The sequence below is a fragment of the Halomonas sp. BC1 genome (genome assembly GCF_002078135.1).
Lineage (GTDB): Bacteria > Pseudomonadota > Gammaproteobacteria > Pseudomonadales > Halomonadaceae > Vreelandella > Vreelandella stevensii.
On sequence record NZ_LFGS01000015.1, the window covers coordinates 117,114 to 141,177 of the forward strand.

At 60.2% G+C, this 24,064-nt stretch carries 22 protein-coding genes, 1 pseudogene and 1 CRISPR repeat array; of the genes and pseudogenes, 19 read left to right on the forward strand and 4 right to left on the reverse strand.

The window, feature by feature from the left end; genetic code table 11:
- The 7 genes and pseudogenes from B7L72_RS11905 to B7L72_RS11935 all read left to right on the forward strand — a co-directional run.
- Positions 1-477: pseudogene (locus B7L72_RS11905) on the forward strand (succinate dehydrogenase/fumarate reductase flavoprotein subunit); the annotation flags it as partial.
- Positions 474-1,208: a succinate dehydrogenase/fumarate reductase iron-sulfur subunit gene (locus tag B7L72_RS11910; protein ID WP_081194564.1), complete on the forward strand. Its 735-nt coding sequence runs from the start codon at positions 474-476 to the stop codon at positions 1,206-1,208. The pseudogene B7L72_RS11905 and the gene B7L72_RS11910, both read left to right, overlap by 4 nt.
- Positions 1,209-1,240: 32 nt before the next feature.
- A complete protein-coding gene (locus B7L72_RS11915) occupies positions 1,241-1,642 on the forward strand; it encodes a fumarate reductase (protein WP_016915187.1) in 402 nt (133 codons plus the stop codon).
- The gene (gene frdD, locus B7L72_RS11920; protein WP_016915186.1) at positions 1,639-2,034 is read left to right on the forward strand and encodes a fumarate reductase subunit FrdD; all 396 of its coding nucleotides are present in this window, start codon (positions 1,639-1,641) and stop codon (positions 2,032-2,034) included. The genes B7L72_RS11915 and frdD overlap by 4 nt, the downstream gene beginning before the upstream one ends.
- Positions 2,035-2,098: 64 nt before the next feature.
- Positions 2,099-2,959 (forward strand): 1,4-dihydroxy-2-naphthoyl-CoA synthase, encoded by an 861-nt coding sequence (gene menB, locus B7L72_RS11925; protein ID WP_016915185.1) that lies wholly within the window; start codon positions 2,099-2,101, stop codon positions 2,957-2,959.
- On the forward strand, positions 2,959-3,930 hold the full coding sequence (gene menC / locus B7L72_RS11930) for an o-succinylbenzoate synthase (RefSeq protein ID WP_081194566.1): 972 nt from the start codon (positions 2,959-2,961) through the stop codon (positions 3,928-3,930). Before menB ends, menC begins: the two co-directional genes overlap by 1 nt.
- Complete coding sequence (locus B7L72_RS11935) at positions 3,927-5,321, forward strand: AMP-binding protein (protein ID WP_081194568.1); 1,395 nt, start codon at positions 3,927-3,929, stop codon at positions 5,319-5,321. Before menC ends, B7L72_RS11935 begins: the two co-directional genes overlap by 4 nt.
- Positions 5,322-5,350: 29 nt before the next feature.
- On the opposite strand, the gene B7L72_RS11940 is transcribed toward B7L72_RS11935, so the two are convergent.
- On the reverse strand, positions 5,351-6,628 hold the full coding sequence (locus tag B7L72_RS11940; protein ID WP_081194570.1) for a Zn-dependent hydrolase: 1,278 nt from the start codon (positions 6,626-6,628) through the stop codon (positions 5,351-5,353).
- A gap of 209 nt (positions 6,629-6,837) precedes the next feature.
- Between B7L72_RS11940 and B7L72_RS11945 the strand changes: the two genes are divergently transcribed.
- The 3 genes from B7L72_RS11945 (at position 6,838) to B7L72_RS11955 (ending at position 10,613) form a co-directional block, all read left to right on the forward strand.
- On the forward strand, positions 6,838-8,211 hold the full coding sequence (locus B7L72_RS11945) for an aspartate aminotransferase family protein (RefSeq protein ID WP_081194572.1): 1,374 nt from the start codon (positions 6,838-6,840) through the stop codon (positions 8,209-8,211).
- Between the two features lie 30 nt (positions 8,212-8,241).
- On the forward strand, positions 8,242-9,738 hold the full coding sequence (locus B7L72_RS11950) for a CoA-acylating methylmalonate-semialdehyde dehydrogenase (protein ID WP_081194574.1): 1,497 nt from the start codon (positions 8,242-8,244) through the stop codon (positions 9,736-9,738).
- Positions 9,739-9,992: 254 nt separating this feature from the next.
- The gene (locus tag B7L72_RS11955) at positions 9,993-10,613 is read left to right on the forward strand and encodes a TetR/AcrR family transcriptional regulator (protein WP_016915179.1); all 621 of its coding nucleotides are present in this window, start codon (positions 9,993-9,995) and stop codon (positions 10,611-10,613) included.
- A gap of 153 nt (positions 10,614-10,766) precedes the next feature.
- On the opposite strand, the gene B7L72_RS11960 is transcribed toward B7L72_RS11955, so the two are convergent.
- Together B7L72_RS11960 and B7L72_RS11965 are read right to left on the reverse strand one after the other, a co-directional pair.
- Positions 10,767-11,642: a PhzF family phenazine biosynthesis protein gene (locus B7L72_RS11960; protein WP_081194576.1), complete on the reverse strand. Its 876-nt coding sequence runs from the start codon at positions 11,640-11,642 to the stop codon at positions 10,767-10,769.
- Entirely contained in the window at positions 11,629-11,841 is a 213-nt protein-coding gene (locus B7L72_RS11965; protein ID WP_081194578.1) for a DUF1127 domain-containing protein, read from the reverse strand. Before B7L72_RS11965 ends, B7L72_RS11960 begins: the two co-directional genes overlap by 14 nt.
- A 174-nt stretch (positions 11,842-12,015) precedes the next feature.
- On the opposite strand from B7L72_RS11965, the gene B7L72_RS11970 reads away from it, so the two are divergent.
- The 9 genes from B7L72_RS11970 (at position 12,016) to B7L72_RS12010 (ending at position 23,331) form a co-directional block, all read left to right on the forward strand.
- The gene (locus B7L72_RS11970; protein ID WP_081194580.1) at positions 12,016-13,449 is read left to right on the forward strand and encodes an aminotransferase-like domain-containing protein; all 1,434 of its coding nucleotides are present in this window, start codon (positions 12,016-12,018) and stop codon (positions 13,447-13,449) included.
- 273 nt (positions 13,450-13,722) lie between these two features.
- Positions 13,723-17,228: a CRISPR direct-repeat array (repeat unit 29 nt; unit sequence CCGTTCCCCGCAGGCGCGGGGATGAACCG).
- Positions 17,229-17,439: 211 nt separating this feature from the next.
- On the forward strand, positions 17,440-17,622 hold the full coding sequence (locus B7L72_RS11975; protein WP_081138750.1) for a type II toxin-antitoxin system HicA family toxin: 183 nt from the start codon (positions 17,440-17,442) through the stop codon (positions 17,620-17,622).
- 23 nt (positions 17,623-17,645) lie between these two features.
- Positions 17,646-18,050: a type II toxin-antitoxin system HicB family antitoxin gene (locus tag B7L72_RS11980; RefSeq protein ID WP_081138748.1), complete on the forward strand. Its 405-nt coding sequence runs from the start codon at positions 17,646-17,648 to the stop codon at positions 18,048-18,050.
- A 276-nt stretch (positions 18,051-18,326) separates the two neighbouring features.
- Entirely contained in the window at positions 18,327-19,526 is a 1,200-nt protein-coding gene (locus B7L72_RS11985; RefSeq protein WP_081194582.1) for a site-specific integrase, read from the forward strand.
- 107 nt (positions 19,527-19,633) lie between these two features.
- On the forward strand, positions 19,634-19,996 hold the full coding sequence (locus B7L72_RS11990; RefSeq protein WP_081194584.1) for a type II toxin-antitoxin system RelE/ParE family toxin: 363 nt from the start codon (positions 19,634-19,636) through the stop codon (positions 19,994-19,996).
- Positions 19,996-20,316: a helix-turn-helix domain-containing protein gene (locus B7L72_RS11995; protein ID WP_081194586.1), complete on the forward strand. Its 321-nt coding sequence runs from the start codon at positions 19,996-19,998 to the stop codon at positions 20,314-20,316. The genes B7L72_RS11990 and B7L72_RS11995 overlap by 1 nt, the downstream gene beginning before the upstream one ends.
- Positions 20,317-20,350: 34 nt before the next feature.
- Positions 20,351-21,316, forward strand: coding sequence for an ABC-three component system protein (locus tag B7L72_RS12000; protein ID WP_081194588.1), 966 nt, complete (start codon positions 20,351-20,353; stop codon positions 21,314-21,316).
- Positions 21,300-21,548, forward strand: a complete 249-nt coding sequence (locus B7L72_RS12005) for an ABC-three component system middle component 8 (protein ID WP_081194590.1) — start codon at positions 21,300-21,302, stop codon at positions 21,546-21,548. Before B7L72_RS12000 ends, B7L72_RS12005 begins: the two co-directional genes overlap by 17 nt.
- Positions 21,535-23,331, forward strand: a complete 1,797-nt coding sequence (locus tag B7L72_RS12010; RefSeq protein ID WP_081194592.1) for a DUF2326 domain-containing protein — start codon at positions 21,535-21,537, stop codon at positions 23,329-23,331. Before B7L72_RS12005 ends, B7L72_RS12010 begins: the two co-directional genes overlap by 14 nt.
- A gap of 31 nt (positions 23,332-23,362) precedes the next feature.
- Here the strand turns inward: B7L72_RS12010 and B7L72_RS12015 are convergent.
- The coding region (locus tag B7L72_RS12015) for a helix-turn-helix transcriptional regulator (RefSeq protein WP_254893811.1) at positions 23,363-24,064 on the reverse strand (702 nt) is incomplete at its 5' end.

Genomic DNA, 24,064 nt, shown 5'->3' on the forward strand with positions numbered 1-24,064 from the left:
CAGGCGCGGCTGGCCACGCTCTGCGATGGCCAGGGCAGCGGTGAATCCTGGGTGACGCTCAAGCACGCCATGGTGCAGGCCATGGAGAGCGGCTGCGGCATTTACCGCACCGAAGCAGGCATGCAGCAGGCGTTGGATACCCTTCGCCAGCTGCGCCAGCGCTATGCCCAGGTGCGGGTCAGTGACACCAGCAAGATCTTCAATACCGAGCTGCTGGAGTGTCTGGAGTTTGGCTATGGGCTGGAGATCGCCGAGGCGTCGTGTTTGGCCGCGTTGGAGCGTCGCGAATCCCGGGGTGCCCACCAGCGCCTGGACGAGGGCTTGCAGGCCCGTGACGATGTGAGCTATCTCAAGCATAGCCAAGTGTTTTACCAGGGTGACGCGCCCGCCGAGCTGCGCTGGCAGGCGGTGGATACCCGCTTTTCGGCCCCGGCCGCGCGGGTTTACGGGGATGCGGCCAAGGGAGGCAAGGCATGAACAAGCACATCAGCATCAAGCGTTACCTGCCCGACAGCGCAGCGGATCCCTACTGGCAAACCTACGACGTTGCGGTGGAGGACAGCACCTCGCTTCTCGACGCGCTGAACCATATCAAGGAGCAGCAGGACAGCACGCTGAGCTACCGCTGGTCTTGCCGAATGGCGATTTGTGGCTCCTGCGGCGTCATGGTCAACGGCATTCCCAAGCTGGGCTGTAAAACCTTCCTGCGCGACTACTCTGGCGAGATTCGTATCGAACCACTGGCGCACTTCCCTGTTCAGCGGGACCTGGTCGTGGACATGGCGCTGTTCCTGGAGCACCTGGCGGCGGTGAAGCCCTACCTGATCGAACAGGACCCGGTGCAGACCTTCGATCCCGGCCAGGCGCAGCCCCACACACAAACGCCCGAACAGCTGGCGCGCTATCGGCAGTTTGCCAACTGCATCAACTGTGGCCTGTGCTATTCGGCGTGCCCGCAGTTTGGCTTGAACCCGGAGTTTCTGGGGCCTGCGGCGCTGACCCTGGCGCACCGCTACAACCTGGATAGCCGGGACCAGGGCAAACGCCAGCGCATGGCGCAGCTCAACCGCCATGATGGTGTCTGGAGCTGTACCTTCGTGGGCTTCTGCTCGCAGGTATGCCCCAAGCACGTCGACCCAGCCGCTGCGGTCAACCAGGGCAAGGTCGAGGCCGCCAAACATACGCTGATCGCGCTGTTCAAGGGCTGATTGGCCAGAACGAACCGTCGGGAGAGTGCCGCATGGAAAAATCATCATCACAACGGCTGCCGCCCTTGAAGCGCAACTGGTGGCTGAAGCACGGTTTCTTCAAGCGCTATATGCTGCGCGAAGCCACGGTGGTGCCGCTGGTGTTTTTCATTCTCTGCCTGTTGGCAGGGGTGTTCGCGCTGTTGCAGGGCCCGGCGAGCTGGCAGGGCTGGGTGGCCTTCATGGGCTCGCCGCTGGTGCTACTGCTGAATGCGCTGGCGCTGGTGGCCAGTCTCTATCACGCGGCCACCTTCTTCGTGCTGTTTCCTCGGGTCATGCCGCTACGCGTGGCGGGGCGCAGCGTGCCCGCTGGCGCCATCGTTGCTGGCCAGTGGGCGGGGGTCGTGGCAGTGGCGGTCGTGTTGTTCTGGCTCTTGGGGAGGGGCGGCGCATGAAAACCTCACATCAAAAAGCACACCTGAGCCAGCCTCGGCAAGCCTATGACGAACCCTTGTGGTGGGGGCTGTTCAGTGCGGGGGGCGTCTGTTTTGCCGTGGTCTTGCCTGCGGTGATTCTGTTCATCGGGCTATTGCTGCCGCTGGGCCTGCTGCCCGCCGAGGCGCTTGGTCACGAGCGGGCCTCACGCCTGCTGTTCAGCCTGCCCGGTGTGCTGTTCATCGGCGCCGCCGTGTGCTTGCCGCTGTTTCATGCCGCCCACCGGCTGCGCCATGGCCTATTCGACCTGAGCCTTGGCCAGGACACCCGCAACAAATGGCTGATGTACGGCCTGGCAGCCTTGCTGAGCCTGTTGGCGCTGGCTCTGGTGGTCGTGGGCTGGCTGCGCTGAGGCCCGCCCGCGAACACCGCCTTACCAAAAAGAACGCACACCCCTGATAAAGCACGAGGTCAGCATGATCGAAGGACTCACGGAACAGGCGCTGTATGCCCCTATCGCGTGGCAGGACGCCTCGCAGGAGTACCAGGACATCCTCTATCACACCGCTGAGGAGGGCATTGCCCGGATCACCATCAACCGCCCTGAGGTGCGCAATGCGTTTCGCCCGCAAACGGTGAGCGAGATGATCCATGCCCTGGGCCGCGCGCGCCACGACAGCGCCATCGGCGCGATTCTGCTGACCGGGGCGGGCGAACAGGCCTTCTGCTCCGGGGGCGACCAGCGCATTCGTGGCGACTACGGCGGCTACCGCGATGAGGCGGGCACCCATCACCTCAACGTGCTGGATTTCCAGCGTGACATTCGTACCTGCCCCAAGCCGATTATTGCCATGGTGGCAGGCTACGCCATTGGCGGTGGCCACGTGCTGCACATGATGTGCGACCTGACCATCGCCGCCGATAACGCCGTTTTCGGGCAAACGGGCCCCAAGGTGGGGTCGTTTGACGGGGGCTACGGGGCTGCCTACATGGCGAGAATCGTCGGCCAGAAAAAAGCCCGTGAAATATGGTTCCTGTGCCGACAGTACAGCGCCGCCCAGGCGTTGGAGATGGGGCTGGTGAACCACGTGGTGCCGGTGGCCGAGCTGGAGCGAGAGAGCGTGCGCTGGTGCCGTGAAATGCTGCAGCATAGCCCCATGGCGCTGCGCTGCCTGAAAGCGGCGCTGAACGCCGACTGCGACGGCCAGGCCGGGCTGCAGGAGCTGGCGGGCAATGCCACCATGCTCTTCTACATGACCGACGAGGGGCAGGAAGGGCGCAACGCCTTCAATGAAAAGCGCCGCCCGGACTTCTCGCGCTATCCGCGCAACCCCTGATGGCGCTGGCGCTTTACCGCTACTCGCTACCGTTTCGCCAGCCGCTGACGTTCAAAGGCCAGCGGCTGGCGAGCAGAGAAGGGCTGTTAGTCACGATCAACGGCCAGTGGGGCGAGATGGCCCCGCTGCCGGGCTTCTCCCGTGAGAGCCTCGCTGACGCCGCCGCCGAGAGCCTGGCCTGCCTGGCGGCTATAGAGCGCGGTGAGACAGCCACGCCAACGTTACCTTCAGTACAGTTTGGTTTCGACTGCGCCCGGCACCGCTGGCCCGCTTCCCTGCCTGCTTCTCTGCCGCCTTACCCATTGCTGCAGGGCACCCCGCAAGCGCTGATGAGTGCACTGCCGGAGCGCGCGGCCCAATGGCAGGCTGCTCCACCAGAACGCATCAAGCTGAAGGTGGCCCGCTACCCGAGCGATGCGGAGCTGGCCTTGATCGCAAGCCTTGCCAAGTGGCTACCCAACACGCGACTGATCCTCGATGCCAACGGTGGCTGGCAGCGCGAGCAGGCACTGCGCTTTTGCCAGCAGCTCTCGCCTGCCCAAATCGATTACCTGGAGGAGCCCTGTGCTACGCTGGCCGACAGCATCGCTGTGGCGGACGCCACGGGCATCGACATCGCCCTGGATGAAACCCTGCAGCGCGGCACTGCCTGGGCGCCGCACCCCCGGCTGGCCGCGCTGGTCATCAAGCCGACGCTGATGGGCGGGTTCGCAGCTTGCCAGGCGTTGGTTCAGCGCGCCAGGGCCCACCGCTTGCGGGTGGTGATCTCATCCAGTTTCGAATCTCAGTGGGGGTTGGGGCAGTTGAGCTGCCTGGCCCGGCAGTGGGCTCCCGAGGAGCCTGCGGGGCTGGATACCGCCCAGGCGTTCAGCGAATCACTTCTCTCGCCAGCCGGTAAGTTGCGGCACGCGCGGCTGCACTGCCTCTACCACGCCGCCGCTGGCGACGACCGCAAGGAGCTTTCCCTGTGACCGAGACATGCCCCATTCACTACTGGGCCCAGCAAACGCCGGAGCATATCGCGGTGGAGGCGGGCGCGGTGCGCCTGAGCTATCGCACGTTGAACCGGCGCGTGGCATCCCTGGCCCAGCAGTTGGCCAGGCAGGGCCTGATGCCGGACATGCCCCTTTTGGTACCCACCCGAGGGTCGTTGCAGGGCGTGCTGCTGGCCTGGGCCTGCCTGCGGGCAGGGGTGGTGTTCTGCCCGCTGAATCCGGCGCTCCCCGTGGCTCAGCAGCAGGCGCTGGCGCGGCGGATGCAGGTCACCCGGGTGTGCCAGCCGGAGAGCGACTTTGCCTACTCTTCCGAGCTGCCGCCGATCTCCCTCGACTACCGCGCGGAGGCCGACCCCGGCGAGCCACCGGTCTTGTACGCGAGCCAGCGCAGCAACACCATCCTCACCTCCGGCTCCAGCGGCCCGCCCAAGGCGGTGCTGCACCGGGTGGGGAATCATCTGGCCTCGGCGCGGGGTTCGGCGTCGCTGATTCCTGTGGACCCGGATAGCGGCTGGCTGCTTTCGCTGCCGCTGTTTCATGTGGGAGGCTATGCCATTGCGTTTCGGGTCTTTCTGGCCGGGGGGCGGCTGGTGCTGGACGATGCGACTCGCCCGCTGGCCGAGCGCCTGATGCAGCAGCCTATCACCCACCTCTCATTGGTGCCGACGCAGCTTTGGCGGCTATTGAGGGAAGGCTTCGACCCTCGACACATCCAGCTCCGCGAGCTGCTGTTGGGGGGCGCGGCCATTCCCGCGCCGCTGGTCGAACGCTTGCAGCGCCTGGGGCTGACGCCCAAGGTCAGCTATGGGCTGTCGGAAATGGCCAGCCAGGTGTGTACCGGCTTGCCCTCTGCCCCTGGCGTGGTAGGGCAGCCCTTGCCGGGGCGTCAGGTGCGGGTGGTGGATGGCGAAATTCAGGTCAAGGGCGACACGCTGTTCAGCGGCTATCTGGCCGATGGCGCGCTGGACCCCGCCGTCAACGACGAGGGCTGGTTCGCCACCCGTGACCGGGGCTACTTCAACGACCAGCAGGCGCTCGTCGTCGAAGGGCGGCTCGACAACGTGTTCATTTCCGGCGGTGAAAACATACAGCCAGAGAGCATCGAGCAGCGGCTGGTCGACTACCCGGGCGTGGCCCAGGCGCTGGTGGTGGCCGTGCCCCATCCGGAGTGGGGCGAGCGCCCGGTGGCCTTCATCGAACCGCAAACCGATGCGCTCTGCCCCGAGGCCCTGGCCGCCTGGGTACGCGAGGCGCTGCCGGGCTTCATGGTCCCCGATGCCTGGCTACCCTGGCCACCGCAGGTGGCGCTCAAACCCTCGCGCAAGCAGTTTGCCGAGTTTGCACGCAGGCAGTTGGCTGACGTTTAGCCACACTGCTCACGCTTCACGACTCAATGTCATGCAGCTCTGTCATGCACCTCTGCCGCTTCCAGCATGGCGTGCAGCAGCACGTTACAGCCTGCGTGGACGTGTTCGGGCGTGGCGCTTTCGATCTCGTTGTGGCTGATGCCATCCTTGCAGGGAATGAAGATCATCGCGGCGGGGGCAACACGGCCAATGAACATCGCGTCGTGGCCTGCGCCGCTGATGATATCCATGTGCGATAGCTGCAGCTTTTCAGCGGCCTGGCGTACGCTGTTCACGCATGCCTGATCGAAATGCTCAGGGGCAAAATCGGCCGTCGGGGTCAGTTCGTACTCCAGCCCGTGACGTTGGCAGATCTCTTCCACGGCGCTGGCCACGGCTTGCCCCATGGCAATGAGGGCCTCGGGTTCCCAGTGGCGCATGTCCAGGGTCATCTTGACCTGGCCGGGAATCACGTTGCGCGAGCCCGGGTGCAGCGTCATGCACCCCACCGTGCCGCGCCCGTGGGGTTGATGCTCATGGGCAATCCGGTTGAGTGCCTGGGTGACTTCTGCCGCGCCCATCATGGCATCCCGGCGCAGGTTCATGGGCGTGGGGCCTGCATGGGCTTCGAGCCCGGTCAGGGTCAAGTCGAACCACTTCTGCCCAAGCCCGCCGATGACCACGCCAATGGTGGTCTCGGTATCTTCGAGAATGGGGCCTTGTTCGATGTGAGGCTCGAAATACGCCTTGATCTCGTCCGGCGCCACCTCATCCTGGCCGCGATAGTGAATGGCATCCAGCGCGTCACTCACCGTGATGCCTTCGGCGTCGGTGCGCGCCATCATGGCATCGAACGCCAGTTCGCCGGTAAAGACGCCAGAGCCCATCATGCAGGGAGGAAAGCGGCAGCCCTCTTCGTTCGTCCAGGCGACCACTTCGATGGACGAGCGCGTGGTGATGTTGTGCTGGTTGAGCGTACGAATGACTTCAAGACCCGACATGACACCGAAGCAGCCGTCGTATTTGCCGCCGGTGGGTTGGGTATCCAGATGGCTGCCCGCCATGACTGTTTTGGCACTGGGGTCGCTGCCTTCCCGGCGGGCAAAGATATTGCCGATATTATCAATGCGGATCGTGCAGCCCTCGGCACGGCACCACTGAATGAACAGGTCGCGGCCCTGGCGCTCCAGGTCGGTCAACGCCTGACGGTTCACGCCGCCCTTGGGCGTGGCCCCTAGTTTGGCCATCTCCATGAGCGACGCCCAAAGGCGGTCGCTGTCGGTCTGTAAATGGCGCTGTGTAGTGCTGGGGTCAGTCAATGAGTTCATGGGAAATCCTTGTTGAATGAGCACAGGTAAGGCTGGCGAGCGTCCTGTCGTTTATTCATTAACTGCCAGCGTAGAGTTAAATGCGGCGATGTTACGTATCTATTCTCTAACGTGAACAAAAGAAAAGCGTAATTTTACATACGTGTCGAGTGGCGCATGCTGGCTGCATGCCATATTGCCAGGCAGCCGGACATGAGGAGACGAACACCATGTTGGACGTACAACGACCATCCGCCACGCAGACCGCCGAGCACGCATCCCGTGATGGGGGGGCGTCTGCGCCGCTGAATCAGCACTATTGGATGCCCTTTAGTGCCAACCGGGACTTCCGTGCCAACCCGCGCATGATTGCGGGCGCCGAAGGGCGTTATTACATCGATGACCAAGGGCGCAAGCTGTTCGATTCGCTCTCTGGCCTGTGGACCTGTGGGGCGGGCCATAACCGTGAAGAGATTCAAAAAGCGGTAGCGGCGCAGTTGAGCACGCTGGATTTTGCCCCCGGCTTTCAGATGGCCCACCCGTTGGCGTTCAAATTAGCGGAAAAGGTCGCCAGCTTAACGCCTGCCGGGCTGGATCACGTGTTTTTCACCAACTCCGGCTCAGAAGCCGCCGATACCTCGGTCAAGATGGCCAAGGCGTATTGGCGGTTGAAGGGCAAGCCGGAAAAAACCCGCATGATTGGCCGCGCCAAGGGCTACCACGGGGTGAATATCGGCGGCACCAGCCTGGGGGGCATTGGCGGTAACCGTAAGCACTACGGCCAGTTGATGGACGTGACGCACCTGCCCCATACGCTGCAAGCGGGCCATGCCTATACCCGTGGCCAGGCGGAAACCGGTGCTGAGCTGGCCGATGCGCTGCTGGATCAAATTGCCTTGCACGATGCGTCGACCATTGCCGCCGTGATCGTGGAGCCCATGTCGGGTTCGGCGGGGGTGATCGTGCCGCCCAAGGGCTACTTGAATCGGCTGCGGGAAATCTGCACCGCCCACGATATTCTGCTGATTTTCGATGAAGTCATTACCGCCTTTGGCCGCAGCGGCGCCACCACTGGTGCCGAAGCGTTTGGCGTCACGCCGGACATCATGAACGTGGCCAAGCAGATCACCAATGGAGCGGTGCCCATGGGGGCCGTGATCGCCTCCCGGGAGATTTTCGACACCTTCATGCACGCTGGTGGCCCGCAGCATGCCATCGAGTTTCCCCATGGTTACACCTACAGCGCTCACCCCGTGGCCTGTGCCGCTGGCCTGGCGGCGCTGGAACTGTTCGAGCGTGAGGACTTCCCCGCGCAGGTCAGTGCGATTGCCCCGGTGTTCGAGCAGAAGCTGCACGCCCTGAAAGGCCGTCAACATATCGTCGATATTCGCAACTACGGCCTGGCCGGTGCCCTGCAGCTTGCGCCGCGTAACGGCGACCCGACGATTCGCCCCCGCGATGCCCATATGGCGTTGTGGGAAGCCGGTTTTTACGTGCGCTACGGCGGTGACACCCTGCAGTTCGGCCCTCCCTTTGGCACCACGGAAGCCGAGCTTGAGCGTTTGTTCGATGCCGTCGCCAGTACCCTGGATTCCCTGGCATAACCCTGGCCCACCCTGTTTCGGAGTTTCATGATGAGTGTTGTTTCCCACCTGATTAATGGTGAGCTGGTGGAAAGCCAGCGTACGCTGGACGTGACCAACCCTTCCACGGGCAAGGTGGTTCGCCAAGTGGCGGATGCCAGCGCAGCGGATGTGGAGCGAGCCATTGCTGCGGCTCAGGCGGCGTTTCCTGCCTGGCGCGATACGCCGCCCGCCAAGCGTGCTCAGGTCATGTACCGCTTCAAGCAGCTGCTGGAAGAGCACGCCGACCGCTTGGTACAGCTGGTCAGCGAAGAGCATGGCAAGACGGTGGAAGATGCCATGGGCGAGCTCAAGCGTGGCATTGAAAACGTCGAATACGCCTGTGGCGTGCCGGAGCTGCTGAAAGGCGAGTACTCCCACAACGTGGGGCCGGGTATCGATGCCTGGTCCAACTTCCAGCCGCTGGGCGTGGTGGCGGGCATTACGCCGTTCAACTTCCCCGCCATGGTGCCGCTGTGGATGTACCCCATGGCGATTGCCTGCGGTAATACCTTTATCCTCAAGCCCTCCGAAAAAGACCCGTCGGCCGCCATGGCCGTGGCCGAGCTGTTGCAAGAGGCCGGGCTGCCCAAAGGCGTGATGAACGTGGTGCATGGCGGTCGCGAAGCGGTAGAAACCCTGCTGGATGCCAAGGCCGTGAAAGCCATTTCGTTCGTGGGCTCTACCCCCGTGGCAGAGGCGATCTACTCCCGTGGCTCGGCCGCAGGCAAGCGCGTTCAGGCGCTTGGTGGCGCGAAAAACCACGCGGTGATTCTGCCGGACGCCGACCTGGAAAACGCCGCCAACACGCTGATGGGCGCCGCCTACGGCAGCTGCGGCGAGCGCTGCATGGCGATTTCGGTGGCGGTGTGCGTGGGTGATGAAACCGCCGACCGTCTGGTCGAAACCATGCTGCCCAAGATCGCCCAGTTGAAGGTGGGCCCCGGTACCGATAAAGGCCTGGACATGGGCCCGCTGGTCACCGCCGAACATCGCGATAAAGTGCTTGGGTTTATCGAAGACGGCGTTAACGCTGGCGCTTCGCTCGTGGCGGATGGGCGCGGCCTGAGCGTGGCTGGCCATGAGGAGGGCTATTTCGTCGGTGGCTGTCTGTTCGATCACGTCACTGCGGAGATGCGCATTTACCAGGAAGAGATCTTCGGGCCGGTACTCTGCGTGGTGCGGGTCGGCAGCCTGGACGACGCCATGCAGCTGATCAACGACCACGAATACGGCAACGGCACCTGCCTGTTCACCCGCGATGGCGAAGCCGCCCGCCGCTTCACCGACGGTATTGAAGTGGGCATGGTGGGGGTGAACGTACCGCTGCCTGTGCCGGTGGCCTACCACAGCTTTGGCGGCTGGAAGCGCTCGCTGTTTGGCGACCTCCACGCCTACGGCCCAGACTCGGTGCGCTTCTACACGCGCCGAAAAGCGGTTTCCCAACGCTGGCCCTCCGTCAGCGAAGCCACCCGGGCGGAGTTCTCGTTTCCCACCAACCAGCGTTGACGCGATGCGCTAACTACGCCATCTTCTCTGCACCACCGCCTGCCTCCTCGTGGGGCGGTGGTGCAGTTTTTGGTGCGTATTGTGAGAGGGTGTTTACAAATGTCACGAGGGACGGCCAGGCAAGGCGAAATCAGCCGAAAAAGCGCAGTTTACGAGGTGTAAATGAGCATTTTGAGGTTGGTTTCAACGCCGCATGGCCTAGCGCAGTAGTTTGTAAACACTCTCTGAGCGGACGGTTGCAAAGGGATACCAGCGTGGCAAGAACACAGGACGAAATACGGCAAACCAACGTCAAGAAAATCCTTCAAGCGGCGGAGCAGCTGTTTGCCGAAAAAGGCTACGCCGGTGCCTCCATGGGCGACATTGCCCAGTTGGCCGACCTGCCAAAGTCCAACGTGCACTACTATTTCTCGACCAAGAAGGCGCTCTACCAGGAGGTGCTGCTGGCGCTGCTGGAGGTGTGGAAGCAGGACGCGCTCTGCTTCGAGCTGTACGACGACCCACGGGTGGTTCTCTCCACCTACATTCGCGCCAAAATGAATCATTCTCGCTACCGCGCCCACGGTTCCAAGATATGGGCGGCCGAAGTGATGCAGGGCGCCCCGATTCTCAAGGAGCGGCTGCGCGACAACCTCTATGAATGGGCCAAGTTGAAAGAGTCGAAAATTCGCGAGTGGATCGACTCCGGCCAAATCAACCCTGTCGAGCCTTCGTACCTGCTCTACATGATCTGGGCCTCTACCCAGCACTACGCCGATTTCGACTACCAGATTTACCTGCTCAACGACGACAAACCGCTGGACGACCTGCAGTTCGAAAAAGCCGTGCAGTCGGTGACCTCGGTGATTTTGAGAGGGATTGGGTTGACGGCTTGAGGAGTGCGTCACGAGGTTCGGGTGTGATGTTCCGTGATCCCAACATTGTTTGTAGTGCTCACGTAGTGATGGTTTGCTCGGTTGCCTGCGACAGCGTCGTTGAAGCGTATAAGGGCAATGAGCTGCTGGCTCAACCTGCCGACAAACCGCCCCCTAATGGGCATTGAGCGTCATGGTTCCCTTGCCCACCAGAACGGCGTGCCCTCCCACTTGCACATGCCCAGCTTCGAGATGGCCATTCGCAGCCGTTTCGATGATGCTGGGACGGCCCATTTCAATGCCCTGATGAATCGTGCAATGCAGTGCGTCGCTGGTGAGCGATGCCAGATAGTGGGTCAGGGCGGCGGCGGCACTGCCGGTTGCGGGGTCTTCGCAAAGGCTGGCATGCATGCAGAACATGCGGCTACGAACCACAATGCGGGTCGCCTCGTGTCGTTCGATGACGTAAAGATAAACCTGGGGGGCCTCGCTGGTCATCACGGCACTGGCCCAAAGTGCCGATGAAATGCGGATGTTCTCCAGCGCCTTCACATCGGCCAGCTCGATCAAATGAAAGGGCAGCCCCAGGGAGGCCATGACGGGGTCGCCTATCACCTGATGGATATCGAGCCCCAGCAGCTCAACGGCCGTCAGCCGGTCGATCGGGCTGGCGGCCAGTAGGGCTGGTTGCGACGTCGTGAACATGGCCTGGCCGTTTTCGTAGCGAACCGTCAGCGCACCAATGGGTGGGTGAAGCACCAGGGGTTGCGCGGGGTTGGCGAGTTCCAATGCTGCCAGCAAGTGTGCGGTACCCACTGTTGGGTGGCCTGCAAACGGGAGTTCTCTCGTCGGCGTGAAAATCCGCATTGGATAGTGGTTCGGTTGCGTGGCGGCACTCAAAAAAACCGTTTCTGCCAGATTCAATTCATTGGCCAAGGCCTGCATGGTGGAGGTGTCCAATTCATCGGACGCCAGAAAAACCGCGAGCGGGTTGCCGGTAAATGGCTGCTCGGTAAAGACGTCCAGCAGGTAGTAGTCAGCACTTTTCATGGGGAGTCTCCTCAAGGGGCGTATGTTTCCAGAACGCTTTATGGCCCTCTTGGGCTGCCTGGGCGCGGGTGATACCAATATCCTCGAGTAGCCGGTCATCCAGGGTCAGTAGCTGGCGGCGGCTACGGCGGTAGTGGCGGTACTGATGCAGTTGGAGACGTAGCTGACAGCGGAGCTGGGCAAGACTGAAGCGTGGCATGGCGAATCCTCCAGGGGTATGACGGTGGGCTGCAGGACTAGATTATTCGGCGCCGTTTTTTTGATACAGACATAGGTTTTTTATTTTTAAGATACAGATGGGCGTGTTATACCTCTGTATGGCAGTTGGGCACGCCATCTGTATGGTGGGGTGGGCTATAAGGAGGGGATTGTCATGACGCGCTATGAAGAAGTCGCCGCTATCCTGCGCGAGCGTATCGAGCACGGTATCTACCGTGTGGGCGACCGCCTGCCCTCCATTCGAGCGGTGTGCCAGGAGCTGGACGTGAGTATCTCGACGGCCCAGGAAGCCTACCGGCAACTGATGGATGTGGCGTTGATCGAGTCGCGGCCCAAGTCGGGTTACTTCGTGCTGCCGAGCCGAGCACCCTCGGTGCTGCCGTCCATGTCGCGGCCTGCCCAACGGCCGCTGGACATCTCTCAATGGGATCAGGTGCTGGAGCTCGTGGCTACCCAGCGCGATGATCAGCGGCTGCTGTTGGGGCGGGGAGTGCCTAACCTGGAGTACGAGACGCTGCGTCCGCTCTCCAGAATATTGGCGGGTCTTCACCGTCGCAATGATCTGCATGGTTTCAACTATGACAAGCTGAGCGGCAGTCCCGAGCTGCGCCAGCAAGTCGCCAGGCTCGCGGTCGCGTCTGGCTGCCTGCTGCATCCAGATGATCTGCTGATCACCACGGGCTGTCAGGAAGCGCTGGCTATTGCCTTGCGCACGCTGACACAGCCCGGCGATGTGGTGGCCGTCGACTCGCCCAGTTTTTACGGCACCATGCAGATCTTGAAAGCCAATGGTCTGAAGGCATTGGAAATCCCCACTGATCCGCAAACGGGCATCAGCCTTGAGGCGCTGGAGCTGGCGTTGGAGCAGTGGCCGATCCGCGCCATACAGGTCACGCCCACCTACAATAACCCGTTGGGGTACACCATGCCGGAGGCGCGCAAGCGGGCGCTGTTTCAGCTTGCCCAGCGTTTCGATGTGGCGATTATCGAAGACGATATTTACGGTGACTTGTCCTTTAGCCTGCCAAGGCCGCGCACCGTGAAATCCTTCGATGACGATGGCCGCGTGATGCTGTGCAGCGGCTTTTCCAAAACGGTGGGGCCGGGGCTACGGGTGGGCTGGCTGGCGCCGGGGCGTTATAGCGATCAGGCGCTGCATATGAAGTACGTCTCCACCGGTGCTTCAGCCACGCTGCCCCAACTGGCCGTGGCGGAGTTCGTTGCCAAAGGGCATTACGAGCGGCACCTGCGTCACGTGACCCGGCAATACCAGCGCCAGCGAGACGTCATGATCGGTTGGGTGCAGCGCTATTTCCCGCCTGGTTCGGGCATCAGCTACCCCCAGGGCAGCTTCCTGCTATGGGTAGAGTTACCCGCCGCGGTGGATTGCGTGAAGCTCAATCAGCGTCTGGCGCAGCATGCCATCCACGTGGCGCCGGGCTCGCTGTTCTCCGCCTCCGGCAAGTTCCGCCAGTGCCTGCGGCTGAACTATGCGTTTACGCTCACCCCCGCCATCGAAGACGCGGTGCGAACGGTAGGTGAGTTTGCCACTGAGATGGTGGAGGAGGCGCAGGCGTCGCTCGTATAAAAACGAAGGAATCGGTCAGTTAGCACATCCAATAGCGCCCTGCGCGAGTCGTCTCCCATGAGTGAATGCGAATGCCATAAGAGAGACCTCACTTCTTGAAAACGCTGCATACGTATACGATTGCGCGAGGCTTGGTGCGATTTTTATAGGTTTCTGCAACATACTGATTTTACTGTTCTTTAATAATATTGTTCTGGTCAAAAATCGATCTAAACCGCTGGTGAACTTTCTACTGAACATTTTTATCTTGCAGAACAGCCATCTACAATTAGTCCGTTCCCCGCAGGCGCGGGGATGAACCGGCCCTATCCATAGCGTTCTTCGAGACGATGCCCCGTTCCCCGCAGGCGCGGGGATGAACCGGCCTGGCTAGGGGGGAGAAAGTGAGCATCGCTCCGTTCCCCGCAGGCGCGGGGATGAACCGCTGATTTCGTCGTACTTCTCAATGACGCCGCGCCGTTCCCCGCAGGCGCGGGGATGAACCAGGGGAGGCGTCGGTGGGTGCGGGGTCGCGAGGCCGTTCCCCGCAGGCGCGGGGATGAACCGCTCATCAATGATGTAATAGGCGCTTTGCTGGCCCGTTCCCCGCAGGCGCGGGGATGAACCGAAGATGGTCGATGAAAGCGTAAGGTTGAAGAACCGTTCCCCGCAGGCGCGGGGATGAACCGTCAGCGAGTATGTCGGTCAGGTGTCGGGTAGTCCGTTCCCCGCAGGCGCGGGGATGAACCGTGTTCTGTGCTGACATCATGGGGGTTTCACTGCCGTTCCCCGCAGGCGCGGGGATGAACCGCGTGTCCGACGTGGCCACCCCCGACGAACACACCGTTCCCCGCAGGCGCGGGGATGAACCGCGCGGCAGGGCCATCAATCAAATCGATGCGCTCCGTTCCCCGCAGGCGCGGGGATGAACCGCCCGTGCTATCACAGCGCAGCGGCGGTGCCGCCCGTTCCCCGCAGGCGCGGGGATGAACCGCGCGCCCCGGCGATATGTGGCTGGCTCAGCTGCCGTTCCCCGCAGGCGCGGGGATGAACCGCGTTTGGGCTCAACGGTTGCGCGTTGTGCGGGCCGTTCCCCGCAGGCGCGGGGATGAACCGGCCGAACCGAGCTGATCGGCATACTGGAAAGCCCGTTCCCCGCAGGCGCGGGGATGAACCGCGCGCGAGGATTGCAGCCAGTCCTGAATGATCCCGTTCCCCGCAGGCGCGGGGATGAACCGCGAGCTACATCACGGGGCAGCCACGCTTCAGCCCGTTCCCCGCAGGCGCGGGGATGAACCGTCGCGCCACGAGACCATGACCGAAATCGAGGTCCGTTCCCCGCAGGCGCGGGGATGAACCGCGTTCATCGTCGGCACCGAAGCGGCCAACGGCCCGTTCCCCGCAGGCGCGGGGATGAACCGACACGGCGACCGATCTTGGCCATATCGCCCAGCCGTTCCCCGCAGGCGCGGGGATGAACCGCTAAGGAGGCCCACGCGGCATGGCGCAATTCACCGTTCCCCGCAGGCGCGGGGATGAACCGCCCAAACGGTCGTCAATGAGCAGCTTTCTGCCCCGTTCCCCGCAGGCGCGGGGATGAACCGCGTTTTGGTCTGTATCTCGACAATCGCCGACGCCGTTCCCCGCAGGCGCGGGGATGAACCGCATGGCCTAGCCAGCATTAAAACGGTACTGTACCGTTCCCCGCAGGCGCGGGGATGAACCGCATGGGTGCTGGCCTCATCAGTCAGACGGTGCCCGTTCCCCGCAGGCGCGGGGATGAACCGACGACAAGGCACGGCTCGCCGACCAGCTCGAGCCGTTCCCCGCAGGCGCGGGGATGAACCGCATGATGCCGGACTACCCGCCCGGGCGGTTGACCGTTCCCCGCAGGCGCGGGGATGAACCGACGCCGGCCCTGGAGCCGTTGTTGCGATTGCCCCGTTCCCCGCAGGCGCGGGGATGAACCGCGTATGGCGTTGCCGACCTGACGTCTGAGCTGCCGTTCCCCGCAGGCGCGGGGATGAACCGCACGCACGGCAGCCTTGAGGCGCTCTGGGATGCCGTTCCCCGCAGGCGCGGGGATGAACCGGCGGCGGGCTAATGCGGATCGTGTAGCCGTGGCCGTTCCCCGCAGGCGCGGGGATGAACCGCACTCTGACTGGTACTCGACCAGCTTGTCGCGCCGTTCCCCGCAGGCGCGGGGATGAACCGTGGCCATGGCCATCGACACCAGCGCCAACTCGCCGTTCCCCGCAGGCGCGGGGATGAACCGCTGCACGGCCTGGTAAGCGAGCCACTGCGCAGCCGTTCCCCGCAGGCGCGGGGATGAACCGGTTCGGGCAATGCCTTGGAACATGTTGCGAACCCGTTCCCCGCAGGCGCGGGGATGAACCGCCGTGGTCGTTGTCTGTGCAATGGATGATGCGCCGTTCCCCGCAGGCGCGGGGATGAACCGATGAGGCGTTGGGCCAGCGTATCGATTCGGTGCCGTTCCCCGCAGGCGCGGGGATGAACCGGCGTGGTGCGGGCTATAGAGGATGCCATCCATCCGTTCCCCGCAGGCGCGGGGATGAACCGTCGCCCTGGTTGTCGGCGAACACTACTCTGTACCGTTCCCCGCAGGCGCGGGGATGAACCGGATATTCCGATTATTGAAATAGCGACGCCATTCCGTTCCCCGCAGGCGCGGGGATGAACCGTATTAACCTCACTGAGCAGACGGCCAGTCCCGCCGTTCCCCGCAGGCGCGGGGATGAACCGCCGAACGCCTGCCATTCGGGACTGACGGCCAACCGTTCCCCGCAGGCGCGGGGATGAACCGGCTTCTTCAACATGGAAGCCTGGCGAAAGTGTCCGTTCCCCGCAGGCGCGGGGATGAACCGTCTCGCGTGTTAGCGCGTTAACCCCTTGAGTGCCGTTCCCCGCAGGCGCGGGGATGAACCGGCGCGCCGCCGCTGTCCAGGTCTTCGGCCTCTCCGTTCCCCGCAGGCGCGGGGATGAACCGCGATTTCAAAAGCTCTGGGCATCACAAATAGACCGTTCCCCGCAGGCGCGGGGATGAACCGTTTGCTGATGCTTTGCTGTTCACGGCTGCTGACCGTTCCCCGCAGGCGCGGGGATGAACCGTCTTTCTGGTGCAGGTCTTCGATGCGCTTGAGCCGTTCCCCGCAGGCGCGGGGATGAACCGTTGCGCCTTGATGCCAGCGAGTGCCCAGAGTGCCGTTCCCCGCAGGCGCGGGGATGAACCGTAATGATGGTGGGCATCGGGGAGCCGCTACTGCCGTTCCCCGCAGGCGCGGGGATGAACCGCCGAGATCGAGAGTAAAAGGCGGCAGGCCGAGCCGTTCCCCGCAGGCGCGGGGATGAACCGCTGCAAGAGAAAATATCGAAAGAACGCGGCATCCGTTCCCCGCAGGCGCGGGGATGAACCGGCGGCGCAGGGCCTCGGTGTATTCATCCGTCTCCGTTCCCCGCAGGCGCGGGGATGAACCGATGGTGCTGTAGGCTGCCAGGTTGCGGTGTATCCGTTCCCCGCAGGCGCGGGGATGAACCGCTCCTGCTCAAGCTCGTCGGCTTTCTGGATCACCGTTCCCCGCAGGCGCGGGGATGAACCGGCAGCGCTGCACCTGCATAGTGTTGTCGATTGCCGTTCCCCGCAGGCGCGGGGATGAACCGCCAGCAAACGGTCGCGGACTTCATCCAGATCGCCGTTCCCCGCAGGCGCGGGGATGAACCGAGAGACCAGAGGGGGCCGTTATACGGTGCTGACCGTTCCCCGCAGGCGCGGGGATGAACCAAGTTGAAGGGAGCGTTTTCTGGCTGAAGTGGTCCATTGTAAACATAGGAATACACTGTGGACGGCGATCAGGCTAGTGCCTCCAGGATCATCGACTGAATATTCATATCTAAGGCTGGTGTGGAGCTAGAAGTGCGTCTGGAGGTATGAATTCTTGCAAATTTATAACTCTGGGGTTATTTTTTAATTGACCAAAAGAACAAGGAGGAAGGGTGAAAAGCAAGGATGTCATCAAGGAGATGGAAGCTGATGGATGGTATCTAGATCGTGTTAGTGGGAGCCATCACGTATTCAAGCACCCTACCAAGCTCGGCAGTGTGCCCGTGCCTCATCCGAAAAAGGATTTGCCTAAGGGCACCATCCACAATATCAGAAAACTTGCGGGGCTCAGGTAGCTCGGCCGTTCAGGAGGTAACTCATGCAATATCCGGTTGCTATCGAATGGGGCGATGAACACACCGCCACCGGTATCGTCATTCCGGACATTCCCGGTGCTGTGACAGCGGGTGACACGACCGAACATGCTTATGAAATGGCAGTGGAAGTGGCTCATATCCAGTTGGAAGAATTAGCCAACGAGAATAAAGATATTCCCATGCCGCGCAGCATTGCGGAGCATCGCCAAAATCCAGAATTTGAAGGGTGCGGCTGGGGGATTATTGATATTGATATCACGCCCTACCTCGGCAAAACCGAAAAGGTGAATGTGACGCTGCCAGGTCACGTCATTCGTCAGATCGACCAATACGTGACCACCCACGGTATTAAAAGTCGTTCTGCGTTCATTGCCTCGGCGGCATTGGAAAAGCTGAACCACGCGTAACGAACAGGCTGGCTCGAAGCGAAAGACGTATTTATATAGCGAGGCTGAAGCCACAGTCCGAATGGAAACCCCGCACTCTACCGAGCGCGGGGTTTTTTTATTTCACCATGACTCCAGCACCGTACTTCGCTGGACTACGCCTAAGCTCGCTACAGCAGGTTTATCAATAACTTAGGCTAATTCATCATATGCCGGTGCTTTCCGAAACTTGACCCGGCTTCCATCCGCTTGGCTCCTAACAGGCTCCTGGAAACGGGTCTTTCCAAGGAGTCAGCTATGGCCAAGATCAAACTCACCAAGTCCGCAATTGATGCGGCAAAGCCCCAGGCGCAGCCCGTCGAGTTGCGCGACACTCTCGTCCCCGGCTTCCTGTGCAAGATCACGCCGGCCGGCCGCAAGGTCTTCATGCTCCAGTACCGGACGAATGCCGGTGAGCGGCGTAAGCCAGCACTGGGCCTGTACGGAGAGTTGACTGTCGAACAGGCCCGTTCATTGGCGCAAAACTGGCTGGCCGAGGTTCGCCGAGGCGGCGATCCGGGGGCCGCCAAGGCCGAAGCGCGCAAGGCGCCGACAGTCAGGGAGCTATGCGTAAAGTTCATGGAGGACTACTCCAAGCACCGCAACAAACCCAGTACGCAGAAAGGCTACCAGGGAAACATCGACCGCAACATTATCCCGATCCTGGGGCGGATGAAGGTCCAGGATGTGAAACGCGCTGACGTGGCCGCGATGATGAAAAAACTGGATTACAAGCCGGGTGAGGCAAACAAGGCGCTATCTGTCCTACGTAAGATGTTCAATTTGGCTGAGATTTGGGGCTATCGCTCGGATGGCTCGAACCCGTGCCGACACGTTCCGCTGTACACCGGTGGCAAGACGACCCGCCTCATCACCGACGAAGAAATGGCCAGGCTGTTCAAGCATCTCGACCAAATCGAGGCCGAGGGTCTGGTGCCCTACGTCATCCCGCTGGCGATTCGTCTGCAATTCGAGTTCGCAGCCCGACGCTCTGAAATCGTGCTGCTCGAATGGGAGTGGATTGACCTGGAGAACCGCCGGGTTGTCTGGCCCGACAGCAAGACCGGTGGTATGTCCAAACCCATGAGCGAGGAGGCCTATCGGCTGCTTTCCACGGCCCCTCGACAGCCCGGTGCGCGTTATGTGTTGCCATCACCGCGCAATCCGCTCACCCACCTGACCTATGGGGAGTATTACGGCGGTTGGAGCCGTACGCTCAAAGCGGCTGGCGTACCTCACGTCGGCACGCATGGCATTCGCCACCGCTCGGCCACTGACATCGCCAACTCGGGCATTCCGGTCAAAGTCGGTATGGTGCTGACAGCACACAAGACTGTAACCATGTTCATGCGCTACATCCACACCGAGGATGACCCGGTGCGTGAGGCGGCCGAACTGGTGGCAAACCGTCGCAAGACGATCACGGGGACACTGCGGTATAAGGAGGCGACGGTATGACTGGCGACTTCCTTTTTACCAATACCGATCTCAGGCGCGAGCCGAATTGTCATGACGCTAACGCGGTAATTCGGTTCTTGTGTTTCATACCTGAACGGGTATAATCTATGTCTGAGAAACGGAAGCTACTGTACTGGGAAGGCTCCTCGAAGAAGGACTTCAAGGAGTTTCCCGTTCCCATCCAGAAGGATATGGGCGTCGCGCTGTTCGTTGTGCAGTTGGGTCGAACACCTGATTCGGCAAAGCCTTGGAAAGGCCTCGGCTCGGGTGTTTATGAACTGGTGGGAGACCATCGGGGCGACACTTTTCGCGCGGTCTACACCGTGCGCGTCGGCGATGCTGTGCATGTGTTACATGCGTTTCAGAAGAAATCCAAGTCCGGAATTGCTACACCGCGACCGGACGTGGAATTGATCGAGAAGCGGCTAAAGACAGTGCTCGCCCACTATGGGTTGAGCAGGAGATCGTAATGACACGCAAAGCCAATCCTCAAGGCACAGACAACGTGTTGGTAGACCTCGGCTTCAATGATGCAGAGGAACTGTCAGCGAAGGCTGCTCTTGCAGTCAAGCTCAACGAGCTAATTGACAAACGCAATCTCAGTCAGACGGAAGCGGCCGCTATTACCGGCATGACGCAGCCCAAGGTGTCTCAAGTTCGCCGTTACAAGCTACAGAACATTTCTCTCGAACGATTGATGCAGGCCCTGGTGTCACTTGACCAGCATGTTGAGATTGTTGTGCTGCCTGCGCGTCGCGCGCACGCAGCCGGCATTACGGTTGCTGTATGACGAGCAGTCCGCTGAAACTTAGCTCGGAGGTTAGATGAAGTTTGCCTACGAGGATATGAGCGACGATCAGTTCGAAAAACTGATTGTTTTCTTATGCCAGCATTTGCTTGGCATTTCCGTGCAAGGTTTCGCCAAGGGGCCTGATGGCGGACGTGATGCGAAATTCGTTGGCACGTCAGAGCTACATCCGAGCAAAGCTGCGCCGTGGGTTGGTACGACCATCATCCAGGCCAAACACACCAACGGCTACAATAGAAATTTTTCGGAACCAGACTTCTTTAGTACGAAATCGGCGAACACGGTGCTTGCTAAGGAGATTCCACGCATTAAGAAACTGCGCGAAGCCAAGCAGCTCGACAACTACATGCTGTTTGCCAATCGAAGGTTGGCTGGCAATGCTGAGAGCGAGATACGCGAACACATCGCAAAGCAATGCGGTATCCCAGCTTCGTCGATCTATTTGTGCGGCTTGGAACAGTTGGAAGTTTTGTTGAAGACGTTTCCTGATGCGGCAGGAAAAGTCGACCTCGATCCGGTCGATTCGCCCTTGATCGTTAGTCCAGACGATCTTGCTGAGGTCGTTCAGGCGCTGGCCCGGCAGAAGGATAGCGTGTCGGCTTTGCTCGACGATCCGCCCGCTGAGAGGGTCACCTATGAGCAGAAGAACGTCCTGAACAATATGAGCGCTGAGTACGCCAAGGCGCAACGCAGGAAGTATCTGAAGGAAACTGTGCAGATTCGTACATTCTTGGCTGCGCCCGAAAATCTCGAATTGCTACGCATGTATGAATCTGTGGTTGATGAGTTTCAACTCAAAATCATTGCCAAGCGCAAGGACTACCAGACCTTTGATGACGTAATGGAGTACTTGGTCGATCTACTCTTCAATCGCGATCCAGTGTTACGACAACATGCGCACAAACGCTTGACTCGGACCGTGCTTTTCTACATGTATTGGAACTGCGATATAGGGGAGGTAAGCGATGCTACGACCGACTAAACACTCGCACCCAGATCGCACTGTTATCAACGTTGCGTTGATGCTATTGATACGACTGAAAGATCGTCGTGTGGATGAATACGGCGCACTCCGCAAGTATGCGAAGAAGACCGTTACCGGAGGCGATGTACTATTCCTGCCGGCCCTGAATTTTCTCTATCTGATGGGGCTAATCGACTATCACCCGAAGACCGATGCCGTAGAATATGTGGGGCCCAATGAAACTGTCTAGACTTTATTCAAACAAGCCGGACTTATTCGAGCCCGTCGATTTTGTGCAGGGTCTGAATGTGGTCATGGCGGAGATTCGTCTACCGGAGAATCGTGAGAAGGATACCCACAATCTTGGAAAGACAACCCTAGGGCGCTTGCTCGACTTTGGATTTTTATCTGGACGCGACGCCAAATTTTTCCTTTTCAAGCACTTCGAACGCTTCAAAGATTTCGTTTTCTTCCTAGAGATTGAACTGGAGGATGCCTCATTCCTTACGATACGGCGTGGTGTGGAACAGGCAACCAAGATCAGCTTTAAGAAGCACGAAGCGGGACACCAGGACTTCTCCACGTTGTCGATATCGGAATGGGACCATCAGGATGTGGCTTTCGAACGCGCCCGCGACCTGCTCGATGGTCTACTCGATTGGCGCGCACTAAAGCCATGGTCATATCGCAAAGGGTTGGGCTATCTGCTGCGTTCACAGGAGGACTTTCGCGAGGTATTCCAACTTCGCAAGTTTGCGTCCAAGCATGCCGATTGGAAGCCATTTCTTGCGCATATGCTAGGTTTCGACGCAAAACTGATCGCTTCGCATTATGAGAAGGAGGAGGAGCTATCCAAAAAGCAAGATACTGCCCAGACTATTAAGAACGAATTGGGTGGGTCGATTGAGGACATCAGCAAGATCGAAGGTATCCTCTTGCTCAAGCAGAAGGAGGCAGAGAAGAAGCAAAAGCTTCTTGATGCCTTTGATTTTCGTGCTCAGGATAAAGATCGAACCAAGCAGTTGGTCGATGGCATAGATGAGCGTATCGCGACACTCAATAGCGAACGTTATTCGCTGACACAGAACAGAAAGAAGATACTGGCTTCGTTGGAGGAGGACCAGATTCTGTTTAATCCAGAAGAAGCTCGGCGCCTGTTTGAGGAAACGGGCGTCCTTTTCGAGGGGCAAGTGAAGAAGGATTTCGAGCAATTGATCGCCTTCAACCGGGCGATTACGGATGAACGTCGAGTCTATCTTCAGGAAGAGCGTGTGGAGATCGAAGCCGAGCTTAAGCGTGTCAATGCTGAGCTTGGGTCGCTGGGTAAAAAGCGCTCGGACATGCTTTCATTTCTGAGCGAAACCGACATTTTCGGAAAGTACAGACAAGTTTCCGACGAAATGGTAACGCTGCGCGCCGACATCACATCTCTGGAGCGTCAGCGCGGTTTTTTGCACCGTTTGCAGGAGTTGCGTACTGACATTAGAGCGCTGACTGAGGCATGTGGTCATCTGCAAACCCAAATAGAAGTTGATGTCGAGAATCAGAACTCGGACCCCAATAGTTTATTTTCGTCGATTCGGGTCTCTTTTAGTGAAATCGTCGAAGAAGTGATCGATCGTAAAGCATTGCTGAGCGTCTCTCCAAATCAGGCGGGGCACCTAGAGTTCAAGGCGGAGATTCTGGATGAGTCGGGCAATGCGACCAGTGCCGACCTTGGGTACACCTATCGCAAGTTGCTGTGCATTGCCTTCGATCTTGCTGTATTGCGTGCTCACCTTGACGACAAGTTCCCGCGCTTCGTTTATCACGATGGGGTGTTCGAGTCGCTGGATAATCGTAAGAAGGAAAATCTGTTAGCGGTCATTCGTCGATACACCGAGCTGGGGATGCAGCCCATCATCACTCTGATCGATTCGGACTTGCCAACTCGTACCGATGACGATGAGCCAGTGTTCGCAGCGGACGAAATCGTCGTGACGTTGCACGATGAGGATGAGCAGGGGCGGCTGTTCAAGTTCAAAGCATGGTGATGATTCCGCGCCGACCCTGATCCATTCCGGATTATAGGCGGATGCTAGCAGACCTCCGCGTTGCAAACTGCTCAGGCTCCTTGCCAAGTGGGAAGCCGACGATGTACAGCACTGTAGCAGGCATCGGATTGCTGTCTGGATCAGTCCCCCACTTTATCTTCACGTTGCGCGTGGCGTAGCACAGAGAGACACCGAGTGCCTTGAGTTCGTCGATGTGGGACTGCATCTCGTCGTATATCTCGAACTTCTGCGTTTCATTGTAAATATCGGCGCAATCCCTGTACTCCCGGAGATAATCCACCAATATGGCGAATGTTTCGTCCGCTTCGCGGCTCAGTTCGAAGGCTGGCTCGGACAGGTCCAGCATGCAGGATTCTGTCAGCCTGGCTAGTTGCTTGCCCATTGTCAGCGGTGTGGCCGTTAGCGTGATGTGCTCATGATCAAATTTCTCCTTCGCCATCTTGAGTTCTTCTTCGGACGGAATTGTGAACGGTTTATTGAATGCATCGATGTCCTCGAACTCGAATGCGCTGGCAAGGGCTCGGCGGGTATCGAGACTGGCAGACAAGCCTTGCTCGACTCGCTGAATCGTCCGCACGTTGAGGCCGGAAATGGCTGCCAGTTGTTCCTGTGACCATTGCCGCATCTCACGAAATAGTTTTATGCAAGCGGCCAACTCGATCGAAGTCAGCAAGCGAGTTTGTTGAATATGTTCTGTAGTGTTCATTAGTGG